Origin of the sequence: Marinobacter goseongensis, assembly GCF_023156235.1 — a bacterium.
In the GTDB taxonomy this organism is placed as follows: Bacteria; Pseudomonadota; Gammaproteobacteria; order Pseudomonadales; family Oleiphilaceae; genus Marinobacter; species Marinobacter goseongensis.
Genome location: NZ_JAKZAI010000006.1, coordinates 53,753 through 73,458 on the forward strand (window position 1 = coordinate 53,753; position 19,706 = coordinate 73,458).

General features: G+C 60.8%; 15 protein-coding genes. 12 read left to right on the forward strand and 3 right to left on the reverse strand.

Going from position 1 to position 19,706, the window contains the following annotated elements:
- Positions 1–8 precede the first annotated feature (8 nt).
- Positions 9–2,909, reverse strand: a complete 2,901-nt coding sequence (locus MLC70_RS06825; protein WP_248182473.1) for an ATP-binding protein — start codon at positions 2,907–2,909, stop codon at positions 9–11.
- A gap of 258 nt (positions 2,910–3,167) precedes the next feature.
- Between MLC70_RS06825 and cysM the strand changes: the two genes are divergently transcribed.
- The 5 genes from cysM (at position 3,168) to MLC70_RS06850 (ending at position 9,065) form a co-directional block, all read left to right on the forward strand.
- A complete protein-coding gene (gene cysM, locus MLC70_RS06830; RefSeq protein WP_248182475.1) occupies positions 3,168–4,061 on the forward strand; it encodes a cysteine synthase CysM in 894 nt (297 codons plus the stop codon).
- Positions 4,062–4,082: 21 nt separating this feature from the next.
- On the forward strand, positions 4,083–5,441 hold the full coding sequence (gene rlmD, locus MLC70_RS06835; RefSeq protein ID WP_248182477.1) for a 23S rRNA (uracil(1939)-C(5))-methyltransferase RlmD: 1,359 nt from the start codon (positions 4,083–4,085) through the stop codon (positions 5,439–5,441).
- A 54-nt stretch (positions 5,442–5,495) separates the two neighbouring features.
- The gene (gene relA / locus MLC70_RS06840) at positions 5,496–7,733 is read left to right on the forward strand and encodes a GTP diphosphokinase (RefSeq protein ID WP_248182480.1); all 2,238 of its coding nucleotides are present in this window, start codon (positions 5,496–5,498) and stop codon (positions 7,731–7,733) included.
- Entirely contained in the window at positions 7,730–8,572 is an 843-nt protein-coding gene (gene mazG / locus MLC70_RS06845; protein ID WP_248182482.1) for a nucleoside triphosphate pyrophosphohydrolase, read from the forward strand. The genes relA and mazG overlap by 4 nt, the downstream gene beginning before the upstream one ends.
- A 148-nt stretch (positions 8,573–8,720) precedes the next feature.
- Positions 8,721–9,065 (forward strand): pilin assembly protein, encoded by a 345-nt coding sequence (locus MLC70_RS06850; protein WP_248182484.1) that lies wholly within the window; start codon positions 8,721–8,723, stop codon positions 9,063–9,065.
- 72 nt (positions 9,066–9,137) lie between these two features.
- On the opposite strand, the gene MLC70_RS06855 is transcribed toward MLC70_RS06850, so the two are convergent.
- Positions 9,138–9,371 carry a hypothetical protein gene (locus tag MLC70_RS06855; protein ID WP_248182485.1) on the reverse strand — a complete coding sequence of 78 codons (234 nt, stop codon included), beginning with the start codon at positions 9,369–9,371 and terminating at the stop codon, positions 9,138–9,140.
- 83 nt (positions 9,372–9,454) lie between these two features.
- Here MLC70_RS06855 and ppc point away from each other — a divergent pair, with 83 nt between their 5' ends.
- The 7 genes from ppc to MLC70_RS06890 all read left to right on the forward strand — a co-directional run bounded on the left by ppc (position 9,455) and on the right by MLC70_RS06890 (position 17,197).
- Positions 9,455–12,100: a phosphoenolpyruvate carboxylase gene (ppc, locus tag MLC70_RS06860; RefSeq protein WP_248182487.1), complete on the forward strand. Its 2,646-nt coding sequence runs from the start codon at positions 9,455–9,457 to the stop codon at positions 12,098–12,100.
- Positions 12,101–12,130: 30 nt separating this feature from the next.
- On the forward strand, positions 12,131–13,501 hold the full coding sequence (locus MLC70_RS06865; protein ID WP_248182488.1) for an HDOD domain-containing protein: 1,371 nt from the start codon (positions 12,131–12,133) through the stop codon (positions 13,499–13,501).
- Between the two features lie 208 nt (positions 13,502–13,709).
- A complete protein-coding gene (adk, locus tag MLC70_RS06870; RefSeq protein WP_248182489.1) occupies positions 13,710–14,363 on the forward strand; it encodes an adenylate kinase in 654 nt (217 codons plus the stop codon).
- A 47-nt stretch (positions 14,364–14,410) separates the two neighbouring features.
- Positions 14,411–15,106: a tRNA (adenosine(37)-N6)-threonylcarbamoyltransferase complex dimerization subunit type 1 TsaB gene (tsaB, locus tag MLC70_RS06875; RefSeq protein ID WP_248182490.1), complete on the forward strand. Its 696-nt coding sequence runs from the start codon at positions 14,411–14,413 to the stop codon at positions 15,104–15,106.
- A gap of 33 nt (positions 15,107–15,139) precedes the next feature.
- Positions 15,140–15,937, forward strand: a complete 798-nt coding sequence (locus tag MLC70_RS06880) for an undecaprenyl-diphosphate phosphatase (protein ID WP_248182491.1) — start codon at positions 15,140–15,142, stop codon at positions 15,935–15,937.
- Positions 15,938–16,022: 85 nt separating this feature from the next.
- Positions 16,023–16,379: a UDP pyrophosphate phosphatase gene (locus MLC70_RS06885; RefSeq protein WP_248182494.1), complete on the forward strand. Its 357-nt coding sequence runs from the start codon at positions 16,023–16,025 to the stop codon at positions 16,377–16,379.
- Complete coding sequence (locus tag MLC70_RS06890; RefSeq protein ID WP_248182495.1) at positions 16,379–17,197, forward strand: class I SAM-dependent methyltransferase; 819 nt, start codon at positions 16,379–16,381, stop codon at positions 17,195–17,197. Before MLC70_RS06885 ends, MLC70_RS06890 begins: the two co-directional genes overlap by 1 nt.
- On the opposite strand, the gene plsB is transcribed toward MLC70_RS06890, so the two are convergent.
- On the reverse strand, positions 17,198–19,663 hold the full coding sequence (gene plsB / locus MLC70_RS06895; protein ID WP_248182497.1) for a glycerol-3-phosphate 1-O-acyltransferase PlsB: 2,466 nt from the start codon (positions 19,661–19,663) through the stop codon (positions 17,198–17,200).
- Positions 19,664–19,706: the final 43 nt, after the last annotated feature.

A 19,706-nucleotide genomic window follows, 5' to 3' on the forward strand; every position in this document is an offset into this window, starting at 1 on the left:
CAGAGGCCTCAGGTCAGACTGTCCGTGTTGGCGGGGCTGTTTTCATCGGTGCCTGTCTGCCCGCGGAACATCGCCTGCCAGTCGGTTTGCTCACTCCATATCTGCAGGCGCTCGATCGCGCCGAGCAACTGGTCCTTCTCATAGGCCAGCCCCGGAGAGGAGCATTTCAGACCGGTTTCAAGCTGATTGGCTGCCGCTCTCAGTTCCGGCACACCACAATATCGGGTGGCGCCATGCAGTTTGTGAACGCACTCCAGTACCTGTTCCAGGTCGCCTTTAGCCCACTGCTGATGAATTTTCTCCACGTCCGCCGGTAGCTGTTCCAGCAACATACTGAACAGCTCTTCCGCCAGGTCGGCTTTGCCGGCGGCCAGTTGAATGCTCTCTTCAACACTCACGCAGTCGTGCTGAAGTTTGCGGGTGGACGGGCGTAGCGCCCGGCGGGTATCCCGAACCTCCGGTACCACTTCGCGATGGTGGGTAGGCAATGTCTCGCACGCATATCCGGTGTACTCACGAATGGTCTCGATCAGATGGGTGCTGCTGATCGGCTTGGCAAGATAGCCGTCGAATCCCTGGCGCGCGAGGCGATCCTGCTCGTCGGCCAGGGCATGGGCGGTGAGCGCGATCACCGGCGTGCGGTGGGTTTTGGTATCCATCGCGCGCAGCCGGGCGGTCGTCTCCACGCCGTCCATGCCGGGCATCTGCAAATCCATGAACACCAGATCGAAGGGCTTGTTCCGGGCTTTACTGATGGCCTCGAAACCGCTTGAGGCGCCTTCGGCATTAACCTTGCAATCCTGCAGCAGGGTCATCACCAGTTTCAGGTTGGCGTCGTTGTCATCCACCGCAAGTATCCGTGGCATATCACCGGCCGGTTGCCACGCGGGTTGGCTCGGGTACTCGATCAGTGTCTTCTGACCGGAGTTGATGCCGTGAACCAGCAACAGCATTTCGTCATACAACGCGTCGCGGCAGATGGGCTTGGTCAGGTGCCCGCTGGCAAGACCGGACAGCGGCGTGTCGTGGGTGTCGAGGGTAGGGGTCAGTAGCAGGGTGCGGCAGTCCCGCTCCAGTTCCAGGTTGCGCACCAGACCACAGTACTGGCTGGAATTGAGTAGATGCCGGGTGATGCCGACGATGGCAAGCGCGTATCCTGACTGGTTGCGCTGGGCCTCCTCAACCTGCTCCTGCATGGCGCCGGTCGATGCCACGGTATCCACTTCCATGCCCCATTCCCGCAGCAGGTGTTCCACGGCAAGGCCGGAGGTTTTCTGTTGCTCGAGATAGATCACGCGCTCGCCCCGCAGGGCGTCCCGGGGTGCGCTGCCATCGGCTGCGCCGGACAACTCCGAGGTCAGCGTGAACCAGAAGGTGGAGCCTTTGCCGAGCTCGCTCTGGAGCCCGATCTTGCCGCCCATTTCCTCCACCAGTCGCTTGGAGATCGCCAGGCCCAGACCGGTGCCGCCGTATTGACGGGCGGTGGAGGCATCCGCCTGGCTGAACGCATTGAATAGCGATTGCTGCTGGGCGCGAGACAGCCCCACGCCGGAATCAGTAATGCTGATGCGCAGCGTAACCCGGTTGCTTTCTTTGTCTTCGTCCTCGAGGCTGGCCCGCAGAACCACTTCACCGGTCTGGGTGAACTTGATGGCGTTATTCACCAGATTGGTAATAACCTGTTTGACCCGCAGCGGGTCCCCCATGATGTTGTCCGGTACATCGTTGTAGACCAGGGGCACAAGGTCGAGATTCTTGCTGTGGGCCGCCGGCGCGAGCATCACCATGACATCCTCGACGATGTCCCGCAGCGGGAAGGGAACCCGGTCGAGGATCAGCTTGCCGGCTTCTATCTTGGAGAAGTCGAGGATGTCGTTGATGATGGTCAGCAGGATTTCCGAAGACTTGCGGATGGTGCTCAGGTGGTCCCGTTGCTGACGGGGCAGCGGGCTTTTCAGCAACAACTCGGTGAAACCGATGATGCCGTTCAGGGGCGTACGGATTTCGTGGGACATGTTGGCCAGGAATTCCGACTTGATGCGACTGGCTTCCAGCGCCTCCTTACGGGCGAAATCCAGCTCGATGTTCTGGATCTCGATAGTTTCCAGGGTTTCCCGCAGATCTTCGGTGGCCTGGTCAATGTTCTGCTGCATCTCGGCCTGGGCCTTGCTGAGCTCTTCGGCCATGGCATTGAGGCCTGACTCCAGCTGCTCGAACTCCGGCCCGGCGCCGGTGTGCACCCGGGTATCGAGCTTGCCTTCCTTGAGGCGGGCGACTGCCGCGTTGAGCTCGAATACCGGGTCGGTGAAGGCGCGGCTCAGGCGCAGGGCGATGATCAGGCTGAGCAATACGCCGCCGAGCACCAGCATCAGTGATATCAGCAGGGCTTTGTAGGTTTCCTTCTCGGTGCGGATGTGTGACATCTCCACCGCGGCCCAGCCCAGCGGCATGCCCTGGCTGTTCGGTGGCTGGCTGCCGGTCGGCTCCAGCATGTTCTCGATCATCAGGTCCTGAAGAAATACCGGGGTGACGAACAGCGTGCTGTCCGCGCGGAAAATCCGTTTCGGTCGTTCGGGAGTCAACTCGCTTTCAGGAATGATGTCGGCGCTGCCGGGGCCAGTGTGAAGCAGGCGTTTGCGCTCGCTGTCAAAAAAGGTGATCGAGCGCACATCCTGCTCTTCCAGCAGGGCGTTCGAAAGGCTGTTCAGCAGGCTGCGGTTGGCAGTGAACAGACCATACTCGGAGCCGGCGGCCAGCTGGCGGGATAGCGACTGGCCCCGGTCCTGGAGCAGGCTTTCAATATTGGTGACCCAGCTGTAAGTAAAGAACAGGCCCAGAACCAGAGTGGTCAGAAGCGTGGGGACGAGTGTCACCACGAGAACTTTTTTGCGAATGCCCCAACGCCGCATAGAGTGTTCCTGTTGTCTCGTTTACAGCCGGATCAACGGCTGTACTTCCCTGTCAGAATAGATGATCCGGGAGACCGGTGCAGCGTTAGCAGCGCGGCTCTGATCCGGATATAGCCGCCGGTCATGGATATAGCGACAAGCTGTATTGGGAGACGGCGACCATAACGCGTATCATGCGACCGGAAAGTGTATCACAGGCGATGGCCGGTCTGGTTGCCCGGCCTGTCGGGTGACGGCAGATTTGAGGAAGGTTTCGGTATGAATTTCCCCACCATAGAAGATTATGTCGGGCACACGCCCCTGGTTCGCCTGCAACGCCTGCCGGGCGAAACCAGCAATGTCATTCTGGCCAAACTGGAAGGCAATAATCCCGCCGGTTCGGTCAAGGACCGCCCGGCGATCAGTATGATTCAGGAGGCCGAGCGCCGGGGTGATATCAAGCCCGGCGACACACTCATTGAGGCCACCAGTGGCAACACCGGCATCGCCCTGGCCATGGCGGCCGCCATCAAGGGTTACCGGATGGTGCTGATCATGCCGGCGAACATGAGTGAAGAGCGCCGTGCCTCCATGCGTGCCTATGGCGCGGAGATAGTGACGGTGTCCAAAGAGGAAGGCATGGAGACCGCCCGTGACCTGGCGCAGAAGATGGAAGCCGAGGGCAAGGGCAAGGTGCTTGATCAGTTTGCCAATCAGGACAACCCGCTGGCGCACTACCGCACCACCGGTCCGGAAATCTGGGAGCAGACCGGCGGCCGGGTGACCCATTTCATCAGCTCCATGGGCACCACCGGCACCATCATGGGGGTGTCTCGCTACCTCAAGGAGCGCAATCCCGATATCCGCATTATCGGTCTGCAGCCAAAAGAAGGGGCAGCGATACCGGGCATCCGTCGATGGCCGGAGCCCTACCTGCCCAGGATCTACGATGCTGCACGGGTCGATCAGGTGCTGGACATTGGCCAGCAGGAAGCCGAGGACACCATGCGGGCCCTGGCCCGGGAAGAGGGCATTTTCTGCGGTGTTTCCTCCGGAGGCTCAATTGCTGCGGCCCTGCAGCTGTCCGCTCAGGTTGAAAACGCAGTCATCGTGGCCATTATCTGTGACCGGGGCGATCGCTACCTGTCCACCGGCGTCTTCCCCGGCGCCTGAACCGCAGCAAGAGAATTAAGTATGAGCAGAAGACGCAGGAAGGTTCTTCCCAAGGAACCGGTCCGTTGTGTGGTTGAGACCCTGAGTCATGACGGCCGGGGCATTGCCCGTCAGGACGGCAAGATCCAGTTTGTCGACGGAGCGCTGCCGGGCGAGACGGTGATGGCCAAGGTGGTGGGCTCGCGCAGCAAGTTTGATGAGCTGCGCACCCTGGAGGTGCTGGAGGCGGCCCCGGAACGGGTAACGCCGCCGTGCGACTATGCCGACCTGTGCGGTGGCTGCAGTCTCCAGCATATGGAGGCGGATGCCCAGATCCGGTTCAAGGAGGACACTCTGCGGGAACACTTTGCCCATTTCGGGGGCATCGAGCCGGACCAGTGGGTGGCCCCGATGCGCTCCCCTGACACCCTCGGCTATCGCCGTAAGGCGCGCATGGGGGTGCGTTATGTGCCGGCCCGAGAGTCGGTACTGGTGGGTTTCCGCGAGAAGCGCAACAGCTTCCTGACCGACATCGACCGCTGTGTGGTGATGGACCCGCGTATTGGTGAGCGCATCACCCCGCTGCGGGAGTTGCTGCATGGGCTGGAAGCCTTCAACCGCATTCCACAGGTGGAAATTGCCTGTGGGGACGATGTGGCGGTGATGGTGTTCCGGAATATGGATGCACTCAGCGACGCGGATCGGGCGAAGCTGATTGCCTTCGGTCAGGCCCATGAATTGCATATCTATCTCCAGCCCAAGGGCCCGGATACTGTGCACCGGATCTGGCCGCTGCCGGAAACGGATGGCAGCAACCAGGATGAGCGCCTCAGCTATCGGCTGGAGGAATTTGACCTGACCATGAAGTTTCATCCCATGGACTTTACCCAGGTCAATGCGGGCATCAACAGCACCATGGTACACAGGGCGGTGGACTGGCTGGATATCCAGCCGGGCGAGCGGGTGCTGGATCTGTTCTGTGGGCTTGGCAACTTTACGTTGCCGCTGGCGCGTCGTGCCGGGCAGGTCGTCGGCGTGGAGGGCGATGAAGCCATGGTGGTTCGCGGGCGCGAAAATGCGGAACTCAATGGCCTCGAAAATGTCACTTTCCACGGCGCCGATCTGCAGGCGGATTTTACCGCCCAGCCCTGGGCCGGGGAAGGCTTCGACAAAATACTGATCGATCCCCCCAGATCCGGTGCGCTGGAGGTGTGCGAATACCTGACCCGGTTCGGTGCCGGACGAATTGTCTACGTATCCTGCAATCCGGCCACGCTGGCCCGGGACGCAGGGGTGATGGTGCGAAACGGCTACCGTCTGGTCAGGGCCGGTGTGATGGACATGTTCCCGCACACCACCCACGTTGAGTCCATCGCGCTGTTCGAGCGCGTGGACAAGTAACCGATAATCCGGTCAGGGATGGCCGGATCAATAACCGGGAATAACAAAGCCGATATGGTAAAAGTTCGGGAAGACTACGCCGTCACAGGAGACGGCCAGATCGACATCGAGCGGTGGGTGCGGCAGATCGAGTCGCAAATCCACCTGGAGAACGTTGATCAGTTCCGTCGCGCCTGCGAGACGGCCGCCGAGATTGACCTGCAGGCGTTCCGCGAAGACCGCCTGTGGGCCGAGGGCGCCAGCAGTTTCCGCACCGGGATCGAAATGGCTCAGGTGCTGGCGGAACTGCACATGGATCAGGCCAGCCTGGTGGCGGCCATACTGTATCGCGCGGTGCGTGAGGAGCGCGTGCCCCTGGAGACGATCCGCAAGGAGTTCGGGGACGAGGTCGCCGAGCTGATCAACGGTGTTCAGCAGATGGCGGCGATTTCCTCCATCCACCACCCGCTCAAGGGCAATGTGCTGGGGCAGAGCGAGGGCCAGCTCGACAATGTCCGCAAGATGCTGGTGACCATGATCGACGACGTTCGCGTGGCGTTGATCAAACTGGCGGAACGTACCTGCGCGATCCGGGCAGTCAAGGATGGCTCAGAAGAAAAGCGCATGCGGGTGGCACGGGAGGTGTTCGATATCTATGCGCCTCTGGCCCATCGGCTGGGCATCGGTCACATCAAGTGGGAGCTGGAAGACCTGTCTTTCCGCTACCTGCACGGTTCCGCGTACAAAAAAATCGCCAAGCTGCTGGATGAAAAGCGCCTGGACCGCGAGAGCTACATCCGGCGGGTGATCGACACCCTGAAAACCGAACTCAAGAACTTCGGCATTGAAGGCGAGCTGTCCGGGCGGGCCAAGCACATCTACAGTATCTGGCGGAAAATGCGCCGCAAGGGCATCGATTTCTCCCAGGTCTATGATGTCCGTGCGGTGCGGGTACTGGTGCCGGAGGTGCGGGACTGCTACGCCGCGCTGGGCATTGTCCACACCCTGTGGCGCCACATTCCCAATGAATTTGACGATTACATCGCCAACCCCAAGGAGAACGGCTACCAGTCCCTGCACACGGCGGTGATTGGCCCGGAAGGCAAGGTGATGGAGGTGCAGATCCGCACCCACAAGATGCACGAGGAAGCCGAGCTGGGGGTCTGTGCCCACTGGCTGTATAAGGGCACCGACAAGGGCAACCGCTCGACCGGGTACGACGCCAAGATCAACTGGCTGCGCCAGGTGCTGGAATGGCAGGAAGAGCTGGGCGATCTGTCCGGCCTGGCGGATCACCTGAAGAGCGATGTGGCATCGGACCGGGTGTACGTGTTCACGCCGGAGGGTCATGTGGTGGATTTACCCCAGGGCGCCACCCCGGTGGATTTCGCCTACCGGGTGCACACTGAGGTCGGCCATGCCTGCCGGGGTGCGCGGGTCAATGCCCGCATCGTGCCACTGATCTATCCCCTCAAGACCGGGGACCAGATCTTTATCCTGACCTCCAACAACCCCGCACCCAGTCGCGACTGGCTCAACCCCAGTCTGGGGTATATCCAGACCTCGCGGGCGCGGGCCAAGGTGACCCACTGGTTCAAGCAGCAGGATCGCGGCCGCAACATCATCGATGGTCGGGCCATCCTGGAAGACGAGTTCCGGCGGCTATCCCTTTACGACGTCGACCTTGGCGATCTTGCCCGCAAGGTCAACTATCAGGATGCAGAGGATATGTTCGCGGCGGTCGGAGCCGGGGATCTGCGCCCGACCCACGTGGCCAATGTTGCCCAGCAGATGCTGGAGCCCAAGTCCGAGCAGCTGGACCTGAAGCTCACCGCCCAGCGCCGCAAACCGTACGACACCGAATCGGATATCCAGATTGTGGGCGTTGGCAAACTCAAAACTCAGGTGGCGAAGTGCTGTAAGCCGTTGCCGGGGGATGAGATCGGCGGCTACATCACCGTAGGGCGGGGTGTGACAGTGCACCGGCAGGACTGCATTACCTTCCTGAACCTGCGGGAGTTCGAACCGAACCGGATTATCGAGGTAAGCTGGGGTGGCCGGCCAGCCTCGGTGTATCCCGTGGATGTGGAAATTGAAGCCTATGATCGCTCCGGGCTGCTGCGGGATATCACCCAGGTGCTGTCCTCGTCCAAAAGCGATGTGCTGTCGCTGAACACGCTCAGCAACAAGGACGAGAATACGGCCACCATGACGGTAACCGTGGAAATCTCGAGCCTGGAACAGCTGGCCCGGCTGCTGGCCCAGATTCGTAATCTCCCCAACATCATTGATGTAAGGCGCAAGCGCGGATGAGCTACTCCATCGAGCACCTCAAGCAACTGATGGCCCGGCTGCGGGATCCGGACACCGGGTGCCCCTGGGACATCAAACAGACCTTCGGCAGCATCGTGCCCCATACGCTGGAGGAGGCATACGAGGTGGCCGATGCCATTGATCGGGCCGATTTCCCGCACCTCGAGGATGAGCTGGGCGACTTGCTGTTTCAGGTGATTTTCTACGCCCGGATGGGGCAGGAGCAGGGGCACTTTGATTTCGATTCCGTGGTGGACAACCTGGTCCGCAAACTGATCCGTCGTCATCCCCATGTGTTCCCCAACGGCACCCTGGAAAGTCGGATTGATCCGGATAACCGCCCGGATGAGGCGTGGATCAAAGCCAGTTGGGAGCGCATCAAAGCCGAGGAGCGGGCCCTGGCCCCCAAGCCGGAGGCCGCACAAGCCAGCCTGCTGGATGGCATTGCCAGGACCCTGCCGGCCATGGCGCGTGCCGAAAAGCTGCAGAAGCGCGCCTCCAACCACGGTTTTGACTGGCCCGATATCGAGCCGGTTTTTGACAAGCTGCATGAGGAAATCGACGAACTCAAGGAAGCCTGGCATGCGGCGCAGGCGGGCACCGGTCCTGCCGATGCGGTGGAAGACGAGCTCGGCGATCTGCTGTTTGTCTGTGTGAATCTGGGGCGTTTCACCAGGGTGAATCCAGAGCAGGCGCTGAACCGCACCAACCACAAATTCGAGGCGCGATTCCGGGCGATCGAGCAGCGCCTCAACGACGAGGGTCGCCAATTCGATGACCAGTCCCTGGAGGCCCTGGATGCCATCTGGCAACAGGTGAAAGGCGTCGAAAAGCAATGAAAACAAGGGCTGAGGCGGGACTTCGGTAAGTACAATCCGTTACCAATTTGTTGCACCGGACCCCGCTTCCTTCGACTACACTTTCCTAAACGGCTGCACTGAAGCAGTGCGCCGTATGCCGTCGAGAAGATGCAGGAGTGAAGGCACCATGAAGATAAAAGATCTGGTCAATTACTGGGATAAGCACGCACGGGGACGGTTGACCCGGGATGCCTATTTTACGGAGTTGTCTGACCAGCATCACAAGCGACTGGAAAAACTGGCCGCTCTTTACCCGATGAAATCGCCGCAGGACCTGATGCGGGACCTGATTTCCGCGTCCCTGGACGAGCTGGAAACCAGCTTCCCTTACGTCCAGGGCACCAAGGTCGTGGCGTATGACGAGGATGGCTTCGAGATCTATGAGGACCAGGGCATGACACCGCGCTTCGTCAGCCTGAGTCAGAAGCATATCCAGCGTCTCAAAGCCCGTCAGTTGGAGTCAGTCGCCTAAAAGCGCTGACGCCAACCGCTGTAAAGACAGGTCACAGGGTGGTGTTGCCACCCTGTGACGGACTTGCCTGCGTTACTTATCCTTCCCTTCCAGTTTTCCCTTTAACGGGGTCTGTCTGACCAGATCATCCAGGGCGGCTCCGATCATGTCGTTGAGAATGTCACTCTCGGTTCTGTCCGGGTAAAGGTCCGCCAGGGCAGCAACACGCGCGGCGTCCTCCAGCGGCAGTCGCAGGTTGTAGTCGTGGGTCCGCTCGACGTTTTCTTTCTTGCTTTCCCAGTGCTTGGGCAGATCGGTAACTTTCATGAATTCTCCTTGCGACTACGGGCGTTAATCGTTATTAGTATCGTTAGTTTACTTCGCCTCCGTCAATTTAAAAGGACGCCAATGTGACAGAGCTACATCCCGATCTTCGAGAAAACGTGCGCATGCTGGGCGAATTGCTGGGCCAGAGCATCCGGCGCTACCCGGGGCAGGAATGTTTCGACCGCATTGAGGAAATTCGCGCCGCTGCGAAAGCCGATCGGCGCCAGGAAAGCGGATCCGGTCAGCGCCTGGTCAGTCTGCTCGGCAAGCTTGGTGATGACGAGTTGTTGCCGGTCACCCGCGCCTTCAACCAGTTCCTCAATCTGGCTAATCTGGCGGAACAGTATCACGGTATACGCCGCAAGCGCGGTCATCAGTCAGACCTGATGGTGGAGTCATTCGGTGAGGTGTTCGAACGCCTGAAGGCCTCGGGCATCAGTGCGGCGGAGCTGCATCAACGGGTCGCGGACCTGCGTATTGAGTTCGTGATGACCGCGCACCCCACCGAAGTGGCCCGTCGCACCCTGATCATGAAATACGACGAAATGTCCGATTGCCTGGCGCGCCTGGATCATGATGATCTGATGCCGGCGGAGCGGGAGGAAGTCGTCTACCGCCTGGAGCAATTGATTGCCGAGGCCTGGCACACGGATGAAATTCGCCACGAGCGCCCCACCGCGGTGGACGAGGCAAAGTGGGGCTTTGCAGTGATCGAAAACAGTCTGTGGCAGGCGCTGCCGCGGTTCCTGAGAAGTCTCGATCTGTCGTTGTCGGAGGCCACCGGGAACGGGTTGCCTCTGGCTGTTGCACCGATCCGCATCGCCTCCTGGATGGGCGGTGACCGCGACGGTAACCCCAACGTGACCCACCAGGTGACCCGCAAGGTATTCTTGTTGGGGCGCTGGATGGCGGCGGATCTCTACCTGCGGGATATCCAGGCCCTGCGTGCCGAGCTCTCCATGTGGCAGGCCAGTGACGAGCTCAAGGCTCTGGTCGGCGACAGCCGTGAACCCTATCGGCATGTGTTGGCCGGGTTGCGGGAGCGTCTGGTCAAAACCCGTGACTGGGCCGAGGCCGCGGTGAACGGCGAGCCTGCGGATGACAGCGATATCCTGTTCGAGAACGAGGATTTTATCGCGCCACTGGAGGTCTGCTACCGCTCGCTGGTGGCGTGCGGACTGGAACACATCGCCAACGGCCCGCTGCTGGATACCATTCGCCGTGCGCACACCTTCGGCCTGCCGTTGATCCGTCTGGACATCCGTCAGGAGGCGGCCCGCCACGCCGAGGCCGTGGCGGAAATGGTCGACTTTCTCGGGCTGGGCGACTACCTCTCCTGGCCGGAGGAGGAGCGGCAGCGTTTCCTGCTGGAGGAACTACAGGGGCGTCGCCCCCTGGTACCGCGGAACTGGCAGCCGTCCGAGCCCGTGAGGGAAGTGTTGGCGACCTGCGAGGTGGTTGCCCGTCAAACCCCGGAAGCGCTCGGGTCCTACGTGATTTCGATGGCCAGCAAGCCTTCTGACGTGCTCAGCGTGATTCTGTTGCTGCGGGAATCCGGGATGACCTTCCCGATGCGCGTGGTACCGCTGTTCGAGACTCTCGATGACCTCACCGGAGCACCGGACAGTATGGCAGCGCTGTATGAGGTGGAGTGGTACCGCGAATACTGTCAGGGCCGACAGGAAGTGATGATCGGCTATTCCGATTCCTCCAAGGATGCCGGCCAGTTGATGGCCGCCTGGGCCCAGTACCAGGCCCAGGAAAAGCTCACCGCGGTGGCCAATCAGTACGGCGTTCATCTGACCCTGTTCCACGGCCGTGGCGGCACGGTGGGTCGGGGCGGTGGTCCTGCCAACCGCGCGATTTTGTCGCAACCCCCGGGATCGGTGAACGGCAGTTTCCGCATCACCGAGCAGGGCGAGATGATTCGTTTCAAGTTCGGCCTGCCCCGGCTGGCGGAGCAGAGCCTGACCCTGTATACCACGGCGGTCATTGAGGCGACGTTGGCGCCGCCCCCTGAGCCGGAACCGGCATGGCGGGAAACTATGGATTGGTTGACGCAACGCTCGCTGAAAGCCTACCGCGATGTGGTGCGGGAAGACCCGGATTTTGTACCCTATTTCCGGCAGGTGACGCCGGAGCAGGCGCTGGGCAAGCTGGCGCTGGGTAGTCGCCCGGCACGCCGCAAGGCCAGTGGTGGCGTGGAGAGCCTGCGCGCGATTCCGTGGATCTTCGCGTGGACACAAATGCGGTTGATGCTGCCCAGCTGGCTGGGCAGTGACGTCGCGCTGGAAGAGGCGGCGAGAAGTGACCGACTGCCCGCGTTGCGGGACATGATGAAAGGCTGGCCCTTTTTCCGTACCTACGTGGATATGCTGGAGATGGTACTGGCCAAGGCAGATCTGCGTATCGCCAGCTATTATGAGCAGACCCTTCTGGATGATGACGAGTTGCGTACGCTGGGAGAAAGCCTGCGATCCCGCCTGGCCGGTTGCATCGAACGGCTGCTGGAACTCAAGGAACAGCAGACCCTGCTGGAAGGCGAACCGGTGTTCGCCCATTCCATGCGGGTGAGGAACCCGTATACTGACCCACTTCATTACTTGCAGGCGGAGCTTCTCCGGCGTGATCGGGAAGGTGAGGGCAAGGGCGAGGTCCCGGAGATGGTGGAGCGGGCTCTGAAAGTGACCATGGCAGGGATTGCGGCCGGCATGCGCAACACCGGCTGACGGACCAGTGTTCAGGACAGGAGTAATCAGGTGGCGGTAGCGGCGCGGCTGGCAGGGTTTTTAACCCGCAAGGGCATTTCATACCGGGAGCTGCCCATCGGTCAGGCACTCAATGAGGATGCCTCGGTGATGGCTTCGGGGCTGCCCCCGGAGGACTTTATCCGGGGCACGCTGTTGATCGACATCAATGGTGTGGTGATGGCTGTTCACGGTTTTGACAGCTCTCTGGATCTGGATGCGGTGCAGCAGCTCACCGGCCGTCGCCTGCAACCGTTGACCGCCCGCCAGGGCGGCCGCCTGTTCGCAGACTGCGACCCGGGGTTCCAGCCGCCGATCGGCGCTGCCTACGACATTCCGGTGCTGGTTGATGAAGATGTGCTGCAGGTCGGTCGCGCCCTGATGACCGCCGGCAACGACCATACCCTGATAGAACTGGAGGGTCGCGCGCTGCGTCTGGCGCTGGCCGGCGCGCGGGGTGGGCATCTGGTTATTCGTGGTCAGGGTAACGATAAGCGGGAGTCGCTAACGCTGGAAGAAGTGGCCGATAAGCTGCAGAAGCTTTACCGGCTGCCCCCGATGCCGGCACTGGCTCTTCGTATTCTCAAACTGACGGCCAATACCGAGGCTACGGCCCGGGAGCTGGCCGAACTGATTGAGTTCGACCCCAGTCTGACGGCCCAGATCATGCGGTATGCGCGTTCCGCGCTGTTCAATTATCCCGGCCAGATCACGTCCGTTCAGGAGGCGGTTACCCGCGTGCTGGGCTTTGATCGTGTCGCCCACATTGCCCTCGGCATTGCCTCGGTTCGCGCCTTTGATGTTCCGCGCCACGGCATGCTGGGCATGGACAGTTTCTGGCGGCATTCCCTGTACTGCGCGTTTCTGTGTCAGCGCATGGCCACCTGGTGCGATGCCGACAAGGGGTTGTCGTACCTTTGTGGGCTTCTGCACAACTTCGGCCTGCTGCTGGTAGGTCACCTGTTCCCGGCGGAGTTTGATGAGCTCAACAAGTTGCGGGAAGCCAATCCGGAAGCCAGCATGCACTCGCTGGAGGTGCAGGTATTCGGTGCCGGAAACGATCAGGACATCCTCGCGGTCGGGCACGGTGCCATCGGCGGTATTCTCCACCGCCTCTGGCAATTGCCCGATCCGGTGGTGAAGGCGGCCGGTATGCACCAGCAATCCGGTTATCATGGTGAGCACGATCAGTATGTATTGATGGTGCAGCTTGCCAACGGCCTGTTGAAAGAGCGTGGTATCGGGGACGAATTCAACCCCGATGATCTGCCCGCGCTGGCAGCAGCGCTGGGACTGGATGACGCCGCGTTGGCAGCCCTTGGCGCTGATATAGACGGGGTTGCCGGAGAACTGGACGCCCTGGCCGCATCCCTGTCATCCTGATCGCCACGTTTTCGGGCGGGACCCTGATTGATCCACACTGTTGCATGATACGGAGGTCGACTTTCTCTGAGCCGGCTGACTTCGTATAATGCGCGTTCGCCATTTTTTGGCCGTGCCCCGGAGAGGGCAGAGAGGCTGTCGCAAAGGCAGATGTTTTTGCCGTAGCTTTTCAAACGATAATGACTAAATACTATGGGAGCACAGCGGTATGCGAATCATCATGTTAGGCGCACCAGGCGCGGGTAAGGGCACCCAGGCCCAGTTCATTACCGAGCGCTTCGGCATTCCCCAGATTTCCACGGGCGACATGCTGCGCGCTGCGGTGAAAGCGGAATCCGAGCTGGGCAAGCAGGTCAAAGAAGTCATGGCAACCGGCGGTCTTGTGTCTGACGATATCATCATCGCGCTGATCGAAGAGCGCATCCAGCAGCCGGATTGCAAGAACGGCTTTTTGCTGGATGGCTTTCCCCGCACCATTCCCCAGGCGGAAGCCCTGAAAGACCAGGGTATCGTGATCGATTACGTCGTCGAAATAGCCGTGGACGACGAAGAAATTGTCAGCCGTCTGTCCGGTCGCCGCGTTCACGAAGGCAGTGGCCGCATCTATCATGTGAAATTCGATCCCCCCAAGGCGGAAGGCAAGGACGATGAAACCGGTGAAGCACTGGTTCAGCGTGAGGACGACAAGGAAGAAACCGTACGCAAGCGTCTGAAAATCTACCATGAACAAACCGCGCCGCTGATTGACTATTACCAGGACTGGGCCTCCCGCGACGCAACCGCCGCGCCGAAATATGTGCGGGTGGAGGGTGTGGGCAGCCTGGACTCTATCCGCGATCAGATTCTTCAGAAACTGAAGTAACGGTTCCACTGTTATCAACCCGTCAGCGTGAGGCAACCGCAGCATTCGTGAAGTTACTGGCCCTGGATACCTCTTCGGAAGGCTGTTCGGCCGCGCTGCTGGTCGACGGCCGTGTGTCTGAACGCTTCGATCTCGCGCCGCGAGGCCATACCCGGCTGTTGATGCCGATGATTCGTGAGCTGCTGAGCGAACAGAATCTGGTGCCGGCGGACCTGGATGCACTGGCGTTTGCCTGCGGCCCCGGTTCGTTCACCGGGCTGCGGATTGCCACGGGCGTGGTGCAGGGCCTGGCGTGGGGGCTGGATCTGCCGGTTCTGCCGGTATCCTCACTGGCGGCCGTTGCGCTCGGGGCGATGGATACGCTGGACATGAAAGACGGCGATGGTGTTGCCGTGGCTTTCGACGCGCGCATGAGCGAAGTTTACTGGGGCTGCTTCCAGGCCCAGGCCGGTCGCCCGAGGTTACTGGGTACTGAACAGGTATGTGCGCCCGAGGCTGTAAGCCTGCCGCCGGTCTCCGGCCACTGGGCCGGAGCCGGACAGGGCTGGCGCCTGAAGAATCAGATGCCGTCAGGTGTTGTGACTGCCGCCGTGGTGGTGGACGACACGCTGGTGCCCCGCGCCAGCTGCGTGGCCCGCCTGGCCAGCGACGAGCTGGCGAAGGGTGGCGGGGTGTCCGCGGCCCAGGCTCAGCCGGTTTATATCCGGGACGAAGTGACCTGGAAAAAGCTTCCCGGTCGCTGATCAAACCCTCACTCCTTTGTGGAAATCTTGCCGATGGAACTGTGGCATATCATTGCTCTGGCCGTGGTCCAGGGGCTGACGGAATTCCTGCCGATCAGCAGTTCTGCCCATCTTATTCTGCCATCACAGGTGCTCGGTTGGCCCGACCAGGGGTTGGCGTTCGATGTGGCCGTGCACGTGGGAACGCTGACCGCGGTCATGTGGTATTTCCGCCGGGAAGTCTATCGCCTGACCCTGGCCTGGTGTAGCGACACGGTTCGGGGTCGCGTTGGTGGTGACAGCGGTCTCGCCTGGGCGGTGATCGCGGGTACGATCCCCGCAGGGCTGGCGGGCCTGTTGTTGAACGACTTTATCGAAACCGAGCTGCGCTCGGGGCTGGTGATCGCCGTATCGACCATCGGTTTTGGACTGGTTCTGTGGTGGTCCGATGTCGTGGGCCGTCAGACTCGCGACCTGCCGGCTCTGACCATGAAAGACGCCATTGTGGTGGGCCTGGCCCAGGCACTGGCTCTGATTCCGGGCACCTCCCGCTCTGGCATCACTATCACCGCCGCGCTGTTCCTCGGGCTGAAGCGGGAAGCGGCGGCACGTTTTTCCTTTCTGTTGTCTATTCCACTGATTCTGGCGGCGGGCCTGCTGAAAACGCTGGAACTGACCGAGCAGGGTGGCGCAACCGACTGGACAGCGATTCTGCTGGGTACGCTGGTGTCGTTTGTCAGTGCGGTGGTGTGTATTCACCTGTTTCTCAAATTTCTTGAGCGTCTGGGGATGATGCCGTTTGTGATCTATCGCCTGCTGTTAGGTGTGCTGCTGTTTGTTATGTTGTGGTAGATTGGTTAAGAACTGTGCAACGGGCTTTAAATCCTGGCGAGGTTGTTCCATACTCGACTTCTCTAATTCTTTTCGGTTTTAACCCATGATCGGTGGTATCAACCCGAACAATAACGCTGCCTTCCAGACTGGTAATAACAGCCCGGTCAGGGAGCGCAGTGATGTGGCCCGCGCCCCGGCCTCTGCGCCGGAAAAAAACGCCGACGGCGTGCGCCGGGATCTGGCCGCCGGTCGTGACGAAACCGCCGCCCCCCGCCTTGACACCGAAAGCCTTGAGCGTCGCGTGGAGGCCCGCCGTGCCGCCGAAGACGCTCGCCTGGAGCGCTTCCGCGCAGACGAGCTCCCCCTTGCCACATCCCGGGCTCTGTCGACCTTTGCAGACATAGCCACCCGAGGTGAGTCTGGCGAAAACAGTCTGGCTGGTATTGATATACTGGTCTGATGTTGTCTGATCCCAATCCTGTCAAAGCCTCCGTTGCCGTGGCCTGCAGCCCTCTGGGCAATGCGGCAGAGGCGCGCGCGCTGGCGGATCGCCTCGCGGTACCTTTTCTCGGGGTTGTGAAACCCCGGCAAATGGCTGACGTCGCCGTGCTGCTGCTGTCTGACGAGCAGGGCCTGTGCCTGCAGATGACCGGCAAGGGTGCGCCGGGGCCTGTGAGAGCAGAATTCGTGTCCGGTAAGGCGGGTTATCGCCGCGAGCATGGCGGTGGCACAGGGCAACTGGTGGCCAAGGCCATCGGCCTGCAGAAGACTCGCGCGCCCCTGCACGTAGTGGATGCCACCGCCGGCCTCGGGCAGGACGCGTTTGTGCTTGCCGGACTGGGATGTCGGGTCACGCTGTTTGAGCGGAATCCGTTTATTCATGCGTTGCTGGCCGACGGGCTGGCACGGGCGGCGCTGAATACCGAGGTGGCGCCGATCATCGCGCGCATGACCCTGCAAGAGGGCAGCAGTGTTGACTGGTTGTCGCAGGCACCGGAGGGCGCTGCGGACATCGTCTACCTGGACCCGATGTTTCCGCATCGGGACAAATCGGCGCTGGTGAAAAAGGAAATGCAGGTGTTTCGCGCCGTCGTTGGCGACGACGATGACGCCGAAGCACTGCTGGCGGCGGCCCTGAGGGCGGTCACCTATCGTGTGGTGGTCAAGCGGCCCCGTAAGGCAGCGGCCATCGCAGGCCCGGAGCCGGCCACCCGCATTGAGGGCAAAAGCAGCCGCTATGACCTCTATCCGGTAAGGGCCTTGCCCGGCGCCAGCTGATCAGGCGCCGAGCATGGTGACCTGCTGGATGGCCTGGCGTTTTTCCACACTGAGCACCAGGCGGGCATCCTCCGCCACCTCATTCAGGCCCTCGGTATAGCACAGCAGGCCGTCGTCGTCGGTCGTGATGACGCCGTTTTTCTGCATGTTGGCAATGAAGTTGCGGAACAGGGATTTGTCGAAGAATTCCGGCGCATTCAGGCCGAACAGGATCGACATCCGCTCGGCCAGCAGGGTGCTCTGTTCCTCCAGTTCGGCCGCGCTGATCCGCCCCGATCCGTACTTGCGCAGAATGCCGATGGCGATGTGGTAACGCTCCAATGTCTGGATGATGAACCGCGACAACACCCGCAGCCGCAACATGGCGTCGGTGCCTTCCTCAGGACGGCAGATCCGTCCCTCCCTCTCAAAGATCAGACCTTTCTCGATCAACAGATCAATCCACTGATTGACGACGCCTTCCACTTCGTCCGGCTGGTATTTGAGAAACAGCTCAGATTGCAGATAGGGGTAGGCCACGTTGGCCAGAAACACGATTTTCTCCCGCTGCAGCGAGTTTTTGTTCTCGAACAGACTGGCAATCAGCGAAGGCAGCGCAAACAGGTGCTGAATGTTGTTCCGGTAATAGGTCATCAAGGTGGCGTTGCTGCCCTGCAACGCGATGATGTCACCCAGTTTCTGCGGCTGGCGGGAGATCAACCCCATGTTTTCACAGTAAGCCACCCAGTCTTTGCCACTGCCTTCGGGCAGAGTCACCGTGTCGGCGTAAGGGAAGGCCCTGAGCAGGTCAGCGTACTGATCCATCAGGCGGATCAGCTGACTTTCATCCATCGCCATGCGCTCCGCACCCAACAGCACGGTGGCGGTCATGCCGATGGGGTTGACCGCCACCGAAGCGTTGATATTGGACGCCACTCTCAGGGCCAGTGCTTCCACGGCATCGGGCAGCCATGCCGGACGGTATTCTGTGTCATAGGCCTCGTCACGCCAGGTCGGATGCACTTCGCTCAGCACCTCGGCCAGCGGAATGGCTTCGCCAAAGTTCACAGCCACCCGGCCAAAGGAATTGCTCAGCTTGCGCACGGTCTTGGCCAGCCCGAACACACTCTCTTTCTGTTTTTTCTTGCCGCGCAGCTCACCCAGGTATGAGCGGCCTTCCATCACCTTCTCATAGCCGACATAGACCGGAACAAACACGATCGGCTTGCGGTGATTGCGCAGGAAGCTGCGCACGGTCATTGCCAGCATGCCGGGACGGGGCTGCAGCATGCGCCCGGTGCGGCTGCGCCCACCCTCCACAAAGTATTCCACCGAATAGCCGCGGGTGAACATCACGTGCATGTATTCATTGAACACCGTGGCGTAGAGCGGGTTGTCCTTGAAGCTGCGGCGCATGAAGAAGGCCCCGCCGCGCCGCAGAATAGGCCCGACCACGGGCATGTTCAGGTTGATGCCGGCAGCGATGTGCGGCGGCATCAGACCATTCTTGTACAGCACATAGGACAGCAGCAGGTAATCGATGTGAGAGCGATGGCAGGGTACATAGACTACTGCGTTATCCTGGGCTACTTCCTTGGCCACGTTGATGTTGTTAACGGCAATGCCGTTGTAGATCCGGTTCCATAACCAGGCCAGCACCACCTCCAGAAAGCGGATGGTGACGATGGACATGCTGGCGGCGATTTCGTCGGCGTACTTGTACGCCTTGGCCCGCACTTTTTCCGGCGGGATATCGTCCTTGCGGGCGGTTTCACGGATGGCTTCCTTGACCGCCTGGGTTCGCACCAGACCCTCAACCAGCGTGCGCCGGTGGGACAGGTCCGGCCCCAGGACCGCCTGGCGCACACGCCGGAAATGAGTGCGCAGAATGCGCGCCAGCTTACGGTTGGCGCGCTCCTCACTGTGACGGTACTCGTCGATGACCTGCTTGAGCGACAGTGGCTGGTTGAACTGAACGTAGGTGTTGCGCCCGTGCAGCATGATGATCAGGAATTTCTGCAGCCGGCCAGCCACCGACCAGGTGTCGGACAGCAGCAGCTTGACCAGTGATTTCTCCTTGTCCGGGGATCGGCCCCAGAACAACGATACCGGTACGATCTGCACATCCTTTTCCGGGTGTTCCAGGCCATAGCGCACCAGTGCCTGAAACTGGGCGGTGGGGACCGGCGTTTGCCGCGACTGGAACATTCCGCCAATGCGGCGGTAGAGGAAAAAGAAGGAGTGTGCCGGGCCATTCTTGACCGGCAGGCTGGACTCTGCCCCGGGCAAATCGGCCCTGAGCACCTCCTGCTCAAGGACCAGGCGGCTGGACATGGAGCTGTATTGCAACACATAGCAAACAGGCGTGTCGGGATCGAGCCCGAGTGCTTCGCGCCGGTTACCACTGACATCCGTTCGAACCCACAAAAACAGAATCTTGCGGAAAACAGTGAGGATCAGGCTGCGAAGGGCCTGGAAAATTCGCATAAGGTGTTGCTCCGGTTTCCAAAACAGGCGCTAAGTTTACTTG

Bases quoted from the DNA above. Each gene is read 5' to 3' on its own strand.
- adk (WP_248182489.1), top strand. From the start codon at position 13,710: ATGCGAATCATCATGTTAGGCGCACCAGGCGCGGGTAAGGGCACCCAG.
- MLC70_RS06850 (WP_248182484.1), top strand. From the start codon at position 8,721: ATGAAGATAAAAGATCTGGTCAATTACTGGGATAAGCACGCACGGGGA.
- MLC70_RS06825 (WP_248182473.1), bottom strand. From the start codon at position 2,909: ATGCGGCGTTGGGGCATTCGCAAAAAAGTTCTCGTGGTGACACTCGTC.
- MLC70_RS06890 (WP_248182495.1), top strand. From the start codon at position 16,379: ATGTTGTCTGATCCCAATCCTGTCAAAGCCTCCGTTGCCGTGGCCTGC.
- relA (WP_248182480.1), top strand. From the start codon at position 5,496: ATGGTAAAAGTTCGGGAAGACTACGCCGTCACAGGAGACGGCCAGATC.
- mazG (WP_248182482.1), top strand. From the start codon at position 7,730: ATGAGCTACTCCATCGAGCACCTCAAGCAACTGATGGCCCGGCTGCGG.
- MLC70_RS06880 (WP_248182491.1), top strand. From the start codon at position 15,140: ATGGAACTGTGGCATATCATTGCTCTGGCCGTGGTCCAGGGGCTGACG.
- MLC70_RS06855 (WP_248182485.1), bottom strand. From the start codon at position 9,371: ATGAAAGTTACCGATCTGCCCAAGCACTGGGAAAGCAAGAAAGAAAAC.
- rlmD (WP_248182477.1), top strand. From the start codon at position 4,083: ATGAGCAGAAGACGCAGGAAGGTTCTTCCCAAGGAACCGGTCCGTTGT.
- plsB (WP_248182497.1), bottom strand. From the start codon at position 19,663: ATGCGAATTTTCCAGGCCCTTCGCAGCCTGATCCTCACTGTTTTCCGC.
- cysM (WP_248182475.1), top strand. From the start codon at position 3,168: ATGAATTTCCCCACCATAGAAGATTATGTCGGGCACACGCCCCTGGTT.
- MLC70_RS06885 (WP_248182494.1), top strand. From the start codon at position 16,023: ATGATCGGTGGTATCAACCCGAACAATAACGCTGCCTTCCAGACTGGT.